The sequence below is a fragment of the Paenibacillus sp. GXUN7292 genome (assembly GCF_050864975.1).
Classification (GTDB): Bacteria; Bacillota; Bacilli; order Paenibacillales; family Paenibacillaceae; genus Pristimantibacillus.
The window spans coordinates 36,061-50,783 of the sequence record NZ_JBOZWO010000019.1 but is presented as its reverse complement, the minus strand read 5'-3'; the positions used below and the strand labels follow the sequence as shown (position 1 = coordinate 50,783).

Here is a 14,723-nt window from a genome sequence, read left to right as displayed (position 1 = left end):
CGCCAAGTTACAATGTAGATACCCTGTTTTTCAAACGTACAATTTCTTCAACTACCTCTTCAATCGACTTGCCTGTGCTATCAAGCAGCAAGGCATCAGCCGCTCGAGTTAGCGGTGAAATAGCGCGTTTCTCATCCAGCGCATCACGCTCGGCAATTTCCTGCTCAAGCTGAGACAAACTGATGGGCTGGCTTTCCTTAATCTCATTATACCGGCGAAGCGCACGCTCCTGCACGGAGGCAGTCAGAAATACCTTCAGCTCGGCATCTGGAAGCACATGTGTGCCAATATCCCTGCCGTCCATGACGACACCCTTGGAGGCGGCCATCTCGCGCTGCAGCTTGCCAAGCATGCTGCGTACGGATTCCTGGGCTGCATAATGCGATACCTGAAGGGTAACCTCTCTGGAACGAATTTGATTCGTTACATCCTCGCCATTTACAAAAACCGCCTGCGCCTTCTCACCTGGCATAAGCACAATGCGAAGCTGTTCTACAAGCTTGGCTAAAGCATCAGTGTCATTAGCCTCGATGCCAGAGCGCTGCGCCATTAAAGTAACTGCGCGATACATAGCTCCTGTATCGATATAAACATAATTCAATTGGCCAGCGACCATTCTTGCAACCGTGCTTTTGCCTGCGCCTGCAGGCCCATCAATCGCAATGTTGATCCGGTCACGGTCACCCTCTTGCTGTGACACTCTCAGTCAACCCCCTTTTAACTCAAGACGGCTGCTTTTTCTTTTATTAAATTATAAGGATTTATAAGTGTTTTATAAACTTCTTCTTATAATTCATCGGTAAACGCGCCTATCCAAAGGACGGCGGAGCAGTTTATCCTTGTACCTTCCAAAGAAAAAGCAGGCTTTGCCTGCGAACGTCAAAATTATACCATAGAATGCGTACGCATGCAAAAACCGGACCCGCCTATGGACTTTCTCTCGTTTGCTTCAGCAGCATTCCTTCGCTGTTCTCCACACTCGTTATTGTTCTGCGAATGTGATCGTTTTGAAGGGCTGCTTGAATGATTAACACGAGGATTAGCAAAATTATTATACAGCTGTGAAGCACTTTACTTATCCGATCTGACTTTGCAACGAGCGCCTTCTTATGAAAGGAGCGTTTTGTTTTATCGATTGACAGACCAATCACCTCTAACCATATCGTTAGAGGTATCGTTCCAATAATTGCCTGCCGTTATTCATCGATTGCGAAATTCAAGCTGGCGCTCGAAGCAATAACGGATAATTTTTTGCCGGTCGCTGTCATTGATCGCAATGAACTTGCTCATTACTTGCTTTCTGCCTGTTTCAAGCACATTAATCCGCACTACCTCTGCAGTAAAGGGAACATGCTCGATGGAGCCGTTTTTGTAATGCAGCAATAGCCAGCTCTCCAGCTGCTGCTCTGCTTCCACATTGGATTTTTTATCGCAAATAAAAGATATTCCGCCGCCGCCGACATCGTATGTCATAAAAACATGACGCTCTTGGTTAGGCAGCTTTACGGCAATTTCCAAATCCGCAGATACTCTAAGGAAATTTCGTCGCTGAATTTTGGTCATTTTGTCAGGGTCTGGCTTCATGATCTTTATAAGACGCAGCTTGTCCTCTACAAATCCCAAAACATGCGAGTCAAAATAATGCTTGACTCCTTCATTGTTTACAAAATAGACAGAAAGCTCGTCCCCCAGAAACAATCTCTTAAACTTTCCCGTTTTTTCGTTGATAGGATACTCTATTAGCAGCGTCCCATCCTCTTCGTCAGCTATTCGGGATTTATACTGCACTGCAGCTTCTTCCTCATCCGAGGAAGCGATGTTGTAAAATAGCATTTGATTAACCTTAGGAAACAAACGGCTCCCCTCCTGTATACGGACATTATATCATGCCGCCAGAAGGGGAGCTATCTGAAATTCAAATTTTAAATCGGTAACCTAATGCTTGGCTTCTGCCGTTTCAACCTGTTCATCCATCGTGCTCATTTGCTCAATCGACTCTTCGATGCCCGATTCGGCGTTAATATAGATACGGTACAAGCCGCCGTTAATTTGGCCAGTAAATTCGTAGCATAGCACTTCCTCGCCCATCTCGCCATCGATAATCGCTAGCCGCTCATGCTTGATGCTCATATTCGGATTAAGTGCCTCTCTTGCTTCAGCTGAGCTAAGCGTTGGGCTGGCAAGCTCGCGCTCCACATGCTTCTGAACATAATCACCCGCTTGCAGGCCGATAGCTTCGCCATTATCCATAGCAACTTTAACTGTTAGTTTATCCGGATAAATCAGCACGCCATTTTGAGATCCCACATAGGTAAAGGTTCCAGTCTGCTCAAAATTGTCGAAGCTTACAGCTTTCATATTTTTATAGCCATACTGCTCCAGGAAAGCGTCAGCAGATGCTTTTGCCTGATCCATTGAAATGGCAGCCTTGCCAAGATTCCTGTTCTTCATATACATCATCAGTTTGCCGCCTTGGCGGGTAAAGTTCATGTGCACGGATTTAGCCGGGTCATTTTTGTTTTGTACTGCGGAATACGAGGCATAGTCAGTCCCGTTGCCGTTCTCGACTACCTCTATCGTTGAAGGATCCGCTTTGAGCAGCTTGGCGGCCTTTTCTTTAATTTGCTCTGCCGATACCGCCTCACCGCCAAGCGCTTTAAATGACCGCTTTTCATACATGCTTGCAACAGAAGGCCCCCAGTTCAACTCGGGATATTCGCCAATTCGCTTGTCTACATCACGCAAGCCGTCCACGATAATATTGCCGCCCTTGGCGCTGTCCTTTGCGATTGCAATTTCAATGTCCATCCAGCGCATATTATTGGAAAGCACTTGCTGCTGCATATGATTTAAATCTTTAGAAATTTCCTTGGACTTTTCATAAAGCGTATTTAAAGTTTTGAACTCATCCTCTGTTAACGGCTGCTTCGTTAAATCGCGCACAGAGGTTTTGTAAGCAAAATTGGAGATTCGTGATAGAAAATCCTCTGCATCCGTAAATGGCAAGTAGCTGAGCGGAAGCTGGCTGATCTCGTTTTGCGCCTGGCTTGACAATCTCCAAGCATTCACCAGTCCCTTGCGATGATAGCCTTGAGAGGTTGAATTGACAGCCAGTGTATTGCCTAACTGCTGATGAAGCTTATCGACATGATAGGTCAAATCATGGAAAGCACGCTGATATTGATTTTCCGCTTTGATCAGAATCGAATTTTTTTCTTGATGCTCCTGATAGCCCCAATAAACTGAGCCAATAAGCAGCACAAGCGCTATCGGAAACATAATCGCACTTAATCGTTTATACATATGCAAAAGCTCCTTTCATATACAAAACCTTCCGTTAGTTTGGTTTGCATAAAGGAGCTTTATACATTTTTTATTAAATGAAATTTGTAAAACAAGGATAACCGGCTCCGCCGTGCTTCATTTAAAAGAAGACGGCGAGTTTAATGATGCTCTTCCACTTCCAAGTCCTCGCTATTGCTGCAGATACACTGCTTAAATCCGGTTTCGATACCTGATTTGGAGCGTCTGCCCCGTAAAATAAATTTTTCGCCGCATACATTGCAGCGTATCGTCACTTTCGTTCTTGCCGCTTCCATAAGTTCCTCCTTACTGACATCAAATTTTCCTAAATGGCAGTATGGACGAATTTTTTATAAATTAACCTCATCCTCGCGAGTAAGTAAGCGATAAGGCGACCTGGCATGCGCCCGATCCATTTTTTTTACACCCCATATCCACAGCATAATCATAAATGGTATGGCAAACCAAAACCAATTAGCTTTAACACTGATTAAAATCATATCGTAAGTGCCGTGCAAAAAAACGGGCAGCAAAAATGAGATAAGCAAATAATATCTTGTTTTGGACGTAAATTTGGCCTTGCCCATATAATAGCCCATCATAATGCCGAATATGGCATGGCCAGAAACGGGAAGCAAGGCTCGTCCGATCATAACTGTAAAGGATGAGCTGGAAAATACAGCGTACATAATATTTTCCATCGTGGCAAAGCCAAGCGAAATAGCTGCTGCATATAAAATGCTGTCATAAGGCTCATCGAATTCTGCATGATGATAAATAAAATGATACAGCACGAACCATTTGAAAAATTCCTCAACGCCGGCCGATTCTACATAGGCAAATAATAAAGAGGCATCGCCGAGCAATAATTGCAGCCCTCTTTGAATAACCATAATAGGAATAACAATCACTAAGCCTAATATAAACATGCGGACTACAATATGAATCGGCTCCGAATCATAGCGGTCGCGCAAATATAAATAAGTAAGCAGCGATATACCGGGAGCAACCGCTGCGCTTAACAGTGCAAACAACAGCATATCGAACCTGCTTTCTGCTAATGGAATTAAGCGAAATTAACTTTAAAATAGTATGCTGCATATTTTCAAAAAAAGAGCAAGCAGCTTAAGAAAGCCCGCAGTTGCTCTTCGACTTTACAAGGGATCTCGATTTTAGAAGGAAAAATGACGATTGATTTGCTCGATGGCGTTTTCTGCAATGATGAGCTTGCCATACTCTTCAAGCACCGCATAGGTGACTGAAGTTGCTTCACCATATTCAGCCAGCAGGGCAATGACTGCATTTTGCTTGGCTGAATCGATTAAAGCCGGCTCCAAAGCAAGAATCCATTTGGAGTTGTAGGAATACAATCTGCCGCTTTCTGTCAGATTGGAAGCATCCAGCTGCTTAGAAACTGAGATCACATCCTCGAAATCACGGAAAGCATACATCATGATATCGCTTTGCTCCAAGGTGACTTCCATTTCGTACAGCTCATCGTCCAAATCATCCTCAGTCTGATCGTGACTGCCTGGCTTGCCTCTAGTCACAATCACAACCATGCCCTGAGCCGGCATTGCAAATACTTCTACTGCAAGCGGTCCGCTCGCTTCGAAACCAAGCTCGTTATATGCTTGTTCCATCATTTCACTGAATAGATCATGCAATTTGGGCGGCTCACGCCACATATCATCCTTCTGGATCCCCCGTTCCAACAAATCGTCAAATGTCAGAAATATCCTTATTCTATCCTGACTCAGGCGTTCAATTTTCATGACAGGATCCTCCTTTGCCACAGCATTCTTAACCATAAAAATTGCATGATATATCTCACTTGATCTTATCATACTATGTAAATACTTTATCATGTATGATCAGCGTTTGCACTATTATTGAAAAAAAAGAATCGCATATGGGCCTTTCCCCTTATTTTCTGGGGAAAATTCAGCCATATACGATCCTTTTTCATGCCATTATTGTGTTAAAAAGGATAATCTAGTGCGTAACTTGCGATGAGGCGTCAACTGCTTTATTTTTAACTCTTTCCGTCATGTGCGAGGCGTCGTCAATAGCAGCCTCCATTTTATCTATTCCTTTTTCGATTGCGCTGCCGTTCGGCTCACGCTCAGAAAACTTTGGGACGTATTTCTTTCCCTCACTTCTCCAATTCATTTTTTTCATGGCGTCAAAAGCTTCCATCGACTTGTGGCTAATGGCAGAAGCTGTATCGCATACTGCATCGTTTACAGCCGCAATCGCGGCCGGCCGCTTGCGGGCCAATACCATAACAGCTGCTGCACCCATAATTGAACCTACCAATAAACTGCTCATCCTCATGCTGTCTGCACCCCATTTCATCATTAACTGCATTTCTTATTGTGTCTCGCAATGAAATTTGAATGCGCAATAATTAAAGGAAAAACAATTAAACCTGTTGGATAATTCGACAAGATGTTACAATTAAGGCTCACTCACACTAAAACGATTGCCATACCAAAAAAGAAAGGCTACCAAGCAAACAAATAAAAAAAATAAAAAATTATAATACCATTTCGTCAATTTGTGCTTACTTGAAGGGAATTTTTTACTGCGCGGCGGAAGCTTGGTCAATCCGTTGCTGCTTGCTTCCGGCGTCGATTGATCTAATTTGGATTGCATTTTTTTAGCGGAGCGGCTGAACTTTTCCTTTCTGCTCATGGCTCCCTCCTGAAACGAATAATTAACCCCATCACAAAATCGATTACAAAATGGGCGATGATGGGCGCCCAAATCGTGCCGCTTTGAATATAGATCCAGCCAAGCCCGTAGCTGATGGAAAAAACAAGACCGGTCGGAATCCAGTGCCGCAAATAGCGGACATGGATAGCGGCAAATACGATGCTTGTCCAATATGGACCAATTGCATGCTGAATGGCTCCGCGGAATAACGTTTCTTCACAAATAGCTACAATGAAGGAAAGAAGCGCGATATGCCATACTGGCCTGGTGCGAAATATCCGCTCGTTAATACCCCCGTCATCAGCAACCTCATCGGGAACAAATCTGGAAATGACTAGATCGACTATGATTACGGCGCCGGCCAATCCGAGCCCCCACCAAAGCGGATGAAGCGAATAGGGATAAGAAAATAAAGATATTATGTTTTGCCGCTGAAATAACAGCCAAATAAAACCGATAATAAAAGTAAGTGCTTGCGTAGTATATAAATTGACAAGCAGCATGCGGTCATCCAATTCATCAATCGATACTTTACGAACTCTAATTTTTTTAAAATCAAACTTTTTCATGCTTACCCGCCTGTCTGCAATTGTATTTAATATTGCTGTTATTAATTTACTTATGTATAAAAGGAGTTATATTTTATGGAAAAACGTTTAACAACCTCAGCTATGTTATTTAGTGTCGGCTTTATATTTATGCTTGTCTGCGCTGTGGGAGCCTTTTTTTATGGCATGCATATCGGCTCCTCCAAGGTAGAAGCCAAATATGCGTCCGAGAATGAAAAAAGCAGCACGGATCCAAGCCATTATCAGCAGCAGGATCTTGTCTCCTTTTATCATACCGTATTTTCACCGTATAGAGAATTTCAGGACGAATGGCTGGACGCAATGAACAAGCTGGCGCAAGGTCAAACGATCGATGAATCAGCACTGTTTAAAGGCCTCTCCAAGCTTGCCGGCAGCAAAGCCAAAGAAGCCAGCTCCTTTGATATGCAGAAGTCACCCCTGCTGGGAAAAGCCCAAAACAGTTACATACGCAGCTTGAAGCTGTTCAAAGATGCTTCCGACAAGGCAGCAAGCCTTGGCAAATCAGCAAAAGCAGGTAATCTAAAGGATCAAATTGAAAAGGAAAAAATATATGTCCAGGCCGTACAAGAAGCCTATGCCGCGCAGCAAGCTTATTTTGAAGCGATGGAGAAATGGGCATCTTCCATTGATCCTAATATTGTGAAAGACTACAAAGCATCCAAACCGCTCAAGCTGTCCGATTGGAGCACATTGCCAATCGCAATTAAAAATCGCTTGAATGCGGAGCAGCTGAAAGAGCAAAAGCTGCTGCTGCCTTTTTATCCGCAGGATCTTTCCAGCCGCATAGATGATTTTATCAAATCTGGACAAGCAGATAAAATGATGCTGGAAACCTACGAGCAGATCGTACAGCTTCTCATTGATACGGAAGCCGTTCGCGCTGGTGATTTTATTAGAAACAAAAACAAATACTATCAAAATGAATTAATGCCGCAGGTGCCTTATTTCTTCCCTGGCGCCAAGTAAGGTGCTATAAAGTGGAAACTTATGTTTTCCTAAATATTTTAAAAAACTTGTCGAAATTTGCTTCTTATGCTTGAATCATAACGAAATTTTCACATTTGAGCAAGTTTAAGCATTGCAATTGTGACCGATCTTACTATAAAATAGTAAAGTCTAACATTTCGATGATGAAACTCTCGACCCGCTGCATCACATCGGTGCCGGGGAGAGGGTTTTTCTGTTCATAATTATTGGGCGTTGTGTACGTTTGTACAAGTACTGCCCGCTTTAGGAGGCTTTATTCGATGTTTAAAGTATTGGTTTCTGATCCGATTAGCGACCATGGTATTCAGCAATTAACAGAAGCAAACGATGTTGTAGTGGACAAAAAAACAGGGCTGAGCGAAGAAGAGCTAATCGCTATTATCGGCGAGTACGATGCACTTCTTGTGCGCAGCCAGACTAAGGTTACTCCGGCTATTATGGAGGCAGGCAAAAAGCTTAAAGTGGTTGGGCGAGCAGGTGTTGGTGTAGATAATATCGACCTCGACGCAGCTACTAAGCGCGGCATTATCGTCATCAATGCGCCGGACGGCAATACGATTACGACATGCGAGCACACCTTCGCAATGATTATGGCGCTTGCCCGCCATATTCCGCAAGCCTATGCCAAAACGATCAGCGGCACTTGGGACCGCAAATCCTTCCTGGGCGTAGAGCTGCGCAACAAAACATTGGGCGTTCTTGGCATGGGACGCATCGGCAGCGAGGTAGCAAAGCGCGCAAAAGCATTCGGCATGACCATTCTAGGCTATGATCCGTTCTTGACAGAAGAACGCGCTGAGAAAATCGGCATTAAACTGGCATCGGTAGATGAGATCGTGCAGCAGGCAGATTTTATGACTGTCCATACACCGCTGACTGCCGAGACACGCCACATGATCAACAAGGCGAAATTTTCTATTATGAAAAAAGGCATGCGCATCGTCAACTGCGCGCGCGGCGGCATCATTGATGAACTGGCGCTCGTTGAAGCGATAGATGAAGGCATTGTAGCGGGCGCGGCATTCGATGTTTTCGAAGCTGAGCCGCCTGCAGCGGATCATCCGTTCCTGTCGCATCCAAAAATTATCGTTACACCGCATCTTGGCGCTTCAACAGTCGAAGCACAAGAAAATGTAGCGATTGACGTTTCTGAGCAGGTGCTTCATATTTTACGCAATGAACCGTTTATGAATGCAGTAAATATGCCGCCAATTCCAGCAAATCTTCAAAGCAAGCTCCAGCCTTACTACGAGCTTGGAGAAAAACTTGGCAGCTTTATAGCTCAGGCAACTGAAGGTGCTGTACAGGAAATTGTCGTCAGCTATGCCGGCGATCTGGCGGAAGTTGATACTCAGCCAATCACTCGCTATATTGCAAGAGGCGTACTCGCTCATCATCTTGGTGCAGATCAGGTTAACATCGTCAACTCCATGCATCTGGCCAAAAACCGCGACGTCAACATTGTGATTCAAAAATCGCACGCTGCAAAAGACTTTACAAATTTGTTGACAGTTACACTGAAAACTAATAAAGAAGAACGCAGCGTTGCAGGCACGCTTCTTACAGGCTACGGCCCAAGAATTGTGCAAATCGACAAATTCCCAGTCGATGTTGCGCCTTACGGCAATCTGCTGCTTATCTCGCACAATGATAAACCGGGCATTATCGGCCATGTGGGAACTTTGCTGGGCAGCAATGAAATTAATATTGCAACGATGCAGGTGGGACGCAAGCTTGTAGGCGGCCTTGCCATCATGGTGCTTGGTGTAGATAAAGTGACGCCAAAAGCAGTTCTTGCGCAGCTTACAAAAATTTCCGAGCTCAATACAGCTAAAGAAATTACTTTATAAATAGCCGATTCACTTCCCTTGATTGTTTCACGAGCAACAAGATTTATCGGCTTCATTCAACAAAAGAAGCGTTCCTTCAGCAGGAACGCTTCTTTTGTTCTAAATTATGCATAGCTGCCAGCTGGCCGCTATTTTGTTTTGGGTTCAACGGGAAGAAGCATCGTAAAGGTTGTGCCCCTTCCTTTAGCACTCTTAACCGTAATCTCCCCTTGATGCAAATCAATAAAGCTCTTCACGATGGCAAGACCGAGGCCTGTCCCGCCGCTGGCACCCCGTTTGCGGGCTTTATCTGCCTTGTAGAAGCGTTCGAACACATAAGGAAGGTCCTCCTGAGGTATCCCTTGTCCTTCGTCTTCTACGATCAGCTGAATGTAGTAGCTTCCGTTCAGACACTGCTGGTCAGCTTTGATCGTAATTGCCTTGCCGCTTGGCGTATGCCTTAGCGCGTTATCAAGCAAATTGGTCAGCACCTGCTCCAGCTTGTCTTCATCCGCTTGCTTAAGAATAAGCGGATACTCTGCCGCTTCAACATGCATGTGCACCTCGTGCTCCTTGGATAGCACTAAAAATTTACGATGAACACGGGCAATTAAATAATGCAAATCAATTTCCTGCATATTCGTCTCAATATGGCCTGCTTCAACTCTGGCAATATCCAGAAAGCCATTTACTAGCCGTCCCATTCTGAGCGATTCATCATGAATGACCTGCACCAGCTCGCGGCGATCCTCAGGATCGACTACGATTTCATCCAGCAGCGCTTCGCTATAGCCTTGCAGCATAGACAGCGGCGTACGTATTTCATGCGAAATATTTGCTACAAAATCGCGTCTCAGCTTATCCAACTTATGCTCTTCCGTAACATTCCGTATGACCGCTACAGCGCCCTGAACTTCTTGATTCGTATGCAGCGGCGCCATTACGACCGACCATACAAAGCTGTGTACATGAACCGTATCGGTCATATCACGGCCTTCACTCATCACATTTTGGAACAAATCACGCAGCGGCATCGGAACACCCAAGTAAGTCGAGTCTGCAACTAAGGATTGCTCCTGTCTGGCAATTTCGAGATCAGACCAGTTATTAATCAACAAATCGGCGCTGGGATTCGTTAATATAATTTGACCCTTAGCATCAAACGTAATAACGGAATCCCCCATACTTCTGAGTATGCTTGCCAAGTGCTTTTTCTCATGATTCAAATCATGAATCAGCTTGTCCAGCTGCTCGGTCATATGGTTGAACATATTCGCAAGCTGGCCAATCTCGTCCGAGGAACGAATATCGACTCTCGTCGTATAATTTCCCTGCGATATAGAGTCAGCAGCATTTTTCAGCTGCAGCAGCGGCTGCTGCAATTTGGTAGATAAGAAAAAAGCAAAAAAGGTGGAAAGCAAAAAGCCAATTATTGCTGTAATTACGAACAATACCTTAATATCATGAGAATTTTCAACGAACCAAATATCAATATATTGAAGCAGGAATACTCCTAGTATGAGCAGAACCACTGCAACCAACAGCATAATTGTAGCCCAAAGCTTACCGACTACGCTATGCCAAAGCAAGCGGGACAAATAGTTCCATAGCTTCATTTATTTCGGCACCTCGAGCTTATAGCCAACGCCCCATACCGTAGTAATCATGGCTGCTGCCTCGACCGATACCTTGTTCAGCTTCTCGCGGAGACGTTTCACATGTGTATCGACTGTGCGCAAATCGCCAAAAAACTCATAGTTCCAAACATCCTTCAGCAGCTCTTCCCGGGAAAACACTTTGTCCGGCGTAACCGCCAAATAATGCAGCAGCTCATATTCCTTCGGAGTTAGGCTGACCTCCTGGCCGCCTGCCGTAACACGGTGCGCATCATGCTCAATAACCAAATGCGGAAATACAATATTATTGCTTGTATTCAGCTCTTTAGTTAAAAATGCCGTAGCGGAGGAGCGGCGCAAAATTGCCTTCACCCGGTAAATAACTTCACGCGGGCTGAACGGTTTTACGACATAATCATCCGCACCAACCTCGAAGCCTTGCACGCGGTTCATTTCCTCTCCCTTTGCCGTAAGCATAATAACAGGCGTCGCTTTCACCTGCCGCAGCTTGGAACAAACTTCAATACCGTCGATACCCGGCAGCATGACATCAAGCAGGATAAGCGCATAGTCTGCGCCTGTGGCCATGCGCAGCGCAGTTTCTCCGTCCTCCGCTTCATCAATAACATAGCCTTCCTTTTCCAAGTACATTTTGAGAAGGCGCCGTATGCGTTCTTCGTCATCTACTACTAAAATACGATTAATGAAATCAGCCATTACTGATGCTCCTTTCCATTAGCATACGTCTATAGCTCCTCTTATACGCCAGCATAAGAGTGCAAACCTGCTATAATTAAGTTTACGCCTACTAGGGTAAATAATACAATAACAAATCCAATTACAGCTAGCCATGAAGATTTAAAGCCTTGCCAGCCGCGCGATAGTCTGAAATGCAAATATGCGCTGTAGAACAGCCATGTAATAAGCGCCCATACCTCTTTTGGATCCCAGCCCCAAAATCTGCCCCAGGCAATGTCTGCCCATATCATTGCAAATATTAATCCGCCTAATGTAAAGATCGGAAAGCCTATTGCAATCGCGCGATAGCTGATTTCATCCAGATCATCCGGATCTATGCCTTCAAGCGCCGGACTGATAGCTGCCCCTAATTTTTTACGGAATACTAATCTTAGCAAGCCATATAATAGAGAACCGGCAATAATCGACCAAACTACTGTATTCAGCTTTCGGCCGGCGTTTACGCCATTCATCCAGTAAGGCGCTTCCATAAGCGGCTTATCCATGCCAAGGAAAGAATCTACGGAAACCGTCTGACTGTTATAAGGCTTTACGATCGGCGGCAATGTATAATGCACATTTTCAGTGATCGTGCTATCTTGTCCACGGCTGTCTATCATTACTTTTTCTTCTAAAAACTCAGCTGAATATCCCATGCCTCTAAAGGCAAACACAACAATAATAAAACCGACAACTAATACGATAGAATAAAGTGTGAATTCGAGCCAATTTTGTGCTTTGCGCGACTTCTTGGATTTATCTTTAAAATCGACAACGCGCAGCAAATACATTAGTCCGGCTGCAAAGCCGATTGCAAAAAATGCCTCGCCGAGCGCTGCAGTCGTAACATGCACCTTCAGCCAAATCGAATTAAGCGCCGGGATAAGCGGCTGTACCTCCTGCGGAAATACAGATGCGTATGCAATAATAATAATTGTCAGCGGCAGGGCAAACATGCCAAGCAGCGGCTTGCGGTATATAAAATAAACAATCGTATAGGCAATCATAATAGCCATGCCAAGAAACGTAATAAATTCATACATATTACTGGTTGGAATCTGGCCGCTGCCTATCCATCTCAAGAAGAAGAAGGCCAGGTGGGCAGCCAGCCCTGCAGAGGATACTATAAATGCGATGCGTCCCCAGCGTTTTTCATGCTGCTCCACATTACGATTGCTCCACCTTTTACCCATAATTGCAATCCCGTAAAACATAAACGCAAAGCAATACAAGAAAAATGCGGCTAAAAACGCATTATTGCTTAGTTCAACCAAACTCATCCTTTGTTCCCTCCATTATCAAGCAGCTTAGGATCTATTTCAGTACCCATTTGCTTCAAAGCGGCTGCAACATCCGCCCTCATGCCATACCAATTTTTATTCGTATACGCTCCAAGTGCCAGCTCGCCGTCATCAACGCGCAGCCAAATTCTGCGATGCTGCCAGTAAGAGCCCATTAAAAGGCCAAGCATGGAGAAAAATGCGCCTATCCATAAATAAGGAACAGCCTTGTCAATTCTTACATTCAAGAAGGTTGTCGCCTCAGAAAAATTAACATTTTCCATGCCATCCACTCTAATTTCCAGCTTTTCAGCCAGCTTGCCATTGATTACATCCTGAGCAAAGCGCACTTTATCCTTTTGCATCGGGAAGTAAATATAAGGCTCGCCCTCCGGATCAAGGCCTGGCCCTTTGATGCTGAATACGAATGCAGGAGCAATCGGATCCCTCGACAGCGTCGTCGGCTTACCGTTGCTATCCAGCGCAAACTCCATATAGTTTGCAACCAAATCCAGCGTATACGGTCCAACCTCATGATGCAGGGCTGCTTCTTTCATAGGAAGATCAAATGATCCGTAAGCCTCTCCCGTCTCCTTATTGAACAGCGTCGGATGAACAGCGTTCAATCTGGGCGTCAGGTCAAAATCAAACTGATAAAGCTTAAGCCCCTTGTATACTAGAGGCTCGTTAACGATAATCTCATGCCGCTTCAATTCTTCCAGTACAGGCTCCTGAAGCGGATCTCCGCAATTGCTGGTGCAAGTGTACAATACAGCGCTTGTCTTAAAGAGCTTGGCGCGATTTTGTCCTTTCAAGCTGTCTGGAAGCTCATCATCCTCATAGAACTCTACCGTAAACTTCTCGCTTTTCAAATAATACGGGGTGCCAGTAATATGAACCGTGTCGCCGTCCGGAACAGTCACATAGCTGTCCATCTGCCAGCCTGGAATGCTTCGCGCCAGTATAGCAAGCAAAAACAGAATAAGCCCGATATGATTAATATACGGCCCCCAACGGCTGAAACGGTTCTTTTCGGCTAAGAGCGCTGTGCCGTCACGATGCACTTTGTAGCCTTTGCGCTTCAATTGCTTGCCGTATGCCTCGACCCATTCCTCCGCATCAGCATCAAGCTTTGCCTTATACACCGTTTTTTGACGTAAAATAAAATCAAGGTGCTTGCGTATTTGCTGCTTGTTCAAGGCTCGATACAGCGGCAGCACGCGATCCAGACTGCAAATAACTAGAGAGGTGCCGATCATGACCAGCAAAGTGATAAACCACCAGCTCTCATATGTATGAGACAAGCCTAGCAAATAGTAAATCTTTCCTGGCAAACCATACGATTCCTCATAATAAACCGCTGGATTAAAATTGTTAATAAAAGAGCTTTCCTGAGGATAGATCGTACCCAGCATCGAGGTAACCAGTGTAATCACAATTAAATAAATAGCAATTTTGACTGATGAAAAGAAATTCCACACGCGATCAATCGGATTTGGATTTTTTTTCTGTGACCGCCTTGCTACCCCGTCATAGCGCATTTCAAGAGGCTCGTTCGATTTTTCCGTCTCGTTAAGCGGCTTACCGCATGATTCGCACAGTACGGTGCCCACTGCATTTTGGTGCCCGCACTCGCACTTTGTGTTTTTGATGTTAAGCAAA

At 44.8% G+C, this 14,723-nt stretch carries 15 protein-coding genes; 2 read left to right on the top strand and 13 right to left on the bottom strand.

Going from position 1 to position 14,723, the window contains the following annotated elements:
• Positions 1-7: 7 nt before the first annotated feature.
• From cmk to ACRRU2_RS16140, 9 genes are all read right to left on the bottom strand, one after another.
• Positions 8-700 (bottom strand): (d)CMP kinase, encoded by a 693-nt coding sequence (gene cmk / locus ACRRU2_RS16180; RefSeq protein ID WP_432503244.1) that lies wholly within the window; start codon positions 698-700, stop codon positions 8-10.
• Between the two features lie 500 nt (positions 701-1,200).
• A complete protein-coding gene (locus ACRRU2_RS16175; protein WP_331698649.1) occupies positions 1,201-1,854 on the bottom strand; it encodes a flagellar brake protein in 654 nt (217 codons plus the stop codon).
• 81 nt (positions 1,855-1,935) lie between these two features.
• Positions 1,936-3,303 carry a germination protein YpeB gene (gene ypeB / locus ACRRU2_RS16170; protein WP_331698648.1) on the bottom strand — a complete coding sequence of 456 codons (1,368 nt, stop codon included), beginning with the start codon at positions 3,301-3,303 and terminating at the stop codon, positions 1,936-1,938.
• 140 nt (positions 3,304-3,443) lie between these two features.
• Positions 3,444-3,599 (bottom strand): hypothetical protein, encoded by a 156-nt coding sequence (locus ACRRU2_RS16165; protein WP_331698647.1) that lies wholly within the window; start codon positions 3,597-3,599, stop codon positions 3,444-3,446.
• Between the two features lie 54 nt (positions 3,600-3,653).
• Positions 3,654-4,343 (bottom strand): glutamic-type intramembrane protease PrsW, encoded by a 690-nt coding sequence (gene prsW / locus ACRRU2_RS16160; RefSeq protein ID WP_432503241.1) that lies wholly within the window; start codon positions 4,341-4,343, stop codon positions 3,654-3,656.
• 132 nt (positions 4,344-4,475) lie between these two features.
• Positions 4,476-5,078: a genetic competence negative regulator gene (locus ACRRU2_RS16155; protein ID WP_331698645.1), complete on the bottom strand. Its 603-nt coding sequence runs from the start codon at positions 5,076-5,078 to the stop codon at positions 4,476-4,478.
• A 220-nt stretch (positions 5,079-5,298) separates the two neighbouring features.
• On the bottom strand, positions 5,299-5,664 hold the full coding sequence (locus ACRRU2_RS16150; RefSeq protein ID WP_432503239.1) for a hypothetical protein: 366 nt from the start codon (positions 5,662-5,664) through the stop codon (positions 5,299-5,301).
• A 99-nt stretch (positions 5,665-5,763) separates the two neighbouring features.
• Entirely contained in the window at positions 5,764-6,000 is a 237-nt protein-coding gene (locus tag ACRRU2_RS16145) for a hypothetical protein (protein ID WP_331698643.1), read from the bottom strand.
• Entirely contained in the window at positions 5,997-6,590 is a 594-nt protein-coding gene (locus ACRRU2_RS16140; RefSeq protein WP_331698642.1) for a CPBP family intramembrane glutamic endopeptidase, read from the bottom strand. Before ACRRU2_RS16140 ends, ACRRU2_RS16145 begins: the two co-directional genes overlap by 4 nt.
• Before the next feature lie 75 nt (positions 6,591-6,665).
• On the opposite strand from ACRRU2_RS16140, the gene ACRRU2_RS16135 reads away from it, so the two are divergent.
• Positions 6,666-7,577: a hypothetical protein gene (locus ACRRU2_RS16135; RefSeq protein ID WP_331698641.1), complete on the top strand. Its 912-nt coding sequence runs from the start codon at positions 6,666-6,668 to the stop codon at positions 7,575-7,577.
• Between the two features lie 281 nt (positions 7,578-7,858).
• On the top strand, positions 7,859-9,448 hold the full coding sequence (gene serA / locus ACRRU2_RS16130; protein WP_432503236.1) for a phosphoglycerate dehydrogenase: 1,590 nt from the start codon (positions 7,859-7,861) through the stop codon (positions 9,446-9,448).
• Positions 9,449-9,576: 128 nt separating this feature from the next.
• Here serA and ACRRU2_RS16125 read toward each other — a convergent pair whose 3' ends face one another.
• The 4 genes from ACRRU2_RS16125 to resB are packed head-to-tail and all read right to left on the bottom strand — an operon-like array spanning position 9,577 to position 14,722.
• Positions 9,577-11,043, bottom strand: coding sequence for an ATP-binding protein (locus ACRRU2_RS16125; RefSeq protein ID WP_432503234.1), 1,467 nt, complete (start codon positions 11,041-11,043; stop codon positions 9,577-9,579).
• Positions 11,044-11,760 carry a response regulator transcription factor gene (locus tag ACRRU2_RS16120; RefSeq protein WP_331698638.1) on the bottom strand — a complete coding sequence of 239 codons (717 nt, stop codon included), beginning with the start codon at positions 11,758-11,760 and terminating at the stop codon, positions 11,044-11,046.
• A gap of 41 nt (positions 11,761-11,801) precedes the next feature.
• Positions 11,802-13,061: a cytochrome c biogenesis protein CcsA gene (gene ccsA / locus ACRRU2_RS16115; protein ID WP_331698637.1), complete on the bottom strand. Its 1,260-nt coding sequence runs from the start codon at positions 13,059-13,061 to the stop codon at positions 11,802-11,804.
• Positions 13,058-14,722 (bottom strand): cytochrome c biogenesis protein ResB, encoded by a 1,665-nt coding sequence (gene resB, locus ACRRU2_RS16110; protein WP_432503231.1) that lies wholly within the window; start codon positions 14,720-14,722, stop codon positions 13,058-13,060. Before resB ends, ccsA begins: the two co-directional genes overlap by 4 nt.
• Position 14,723 lies beyond the last annotated feature (1 nt).

What these genes read in the sequence shown, in the direction of transcription:
- ypeB (WP_331698648.1), bottom strand. Translation starts at nt 3,303, where the DNA reads ATGTATAAACGATTAAGTGCGATTATGTTTCCGATAGCGCTTGTGCTG.
- ACRRU2_RS16165 (WP_331698647.1), bottom strand. Translation starts at nt 3,599, where the DNA reads ATGGAAGCGGCAAGAACGAAAGTGACGATACGCTGCAATGTATGCGGC.
- prsW (WP_432503241.1), bottom strand. Translation starts at nt 4,343, where the DNA reads ATGCTGTTGTTTGCACTGTTAAGCGCAGCGGTTGCTCCCGGTATATCG.
- ACRRU2_RS16155 (WP_331698645.1), bottom strand. Translation starts at nt 5,078, where the DNA reads ATGAAAATTGAACGCCTGAGTCAGGATAGAATAAGGATATTTCTGACA.
- ACRRU2_RS16150 (WP_432503239.1), bottom strand. Translation starts at nt 5,664, where the DNA reads ATGATGAAATGGGGTGCAGACAGCATGAGGATGAGCAGTTTATTGGTA.
- ACRRU2_RS16145 (WP_331698643.1), bottom strand. Translation starts at nt 6,000, where the DNA reads ATGAGCAGAAAGGAAAAGTTCAGCCGCTCCGCTAAAAAAATGCAATCC.
- ACRRU2_RS16140 (WP_331698642.1), bottom strand. Translation starts at nt 6,590, where the DNA reads ATGAAAAAGTTTGATTTTAAAAAAATTAGAGTTCGTAAAGTATCGATT.
- ACRRU2_RS16135 (WP_331698641.1), top strand. Translation starts at nt 6,666, where the DNA reads ATGGAAAAACGTTTAACAACCTCAGCTATGTTATTTAGTGTCGGCTTT.
- serA (WP_432503236.1), top strand. Translation starts at nt 7,859, where the DNA reads ATGTTTAAAGTATTGGTTTCTGATCCGATTAGCGACCATGGTATTCAG.
- ACRRU2_RS16125 (WP_432503234.1), bottom strand. Translation starts at nt 11,043, where the DNA reads ATGAAGCTATGGAACTATTTGTCCCGCTTGCTTTGGCATAGCGTAGTC.
- ACRRU2_RS16120 (WP_331698638.1), bottom strand. Translation starts at nt 11,760, where the DNA reads ATGGCTGATTTCATTAATCGTATTTTAGTAGTAGATGACGAAGAACGC.
- ccsA (WP_331698637.1), bottom strand. Translation starts at nt 13,061, where the DNA reads ATGAGTTTGGTTGAACTAAGCAATAATGCGTTTTTAGCCGCATTTTTC.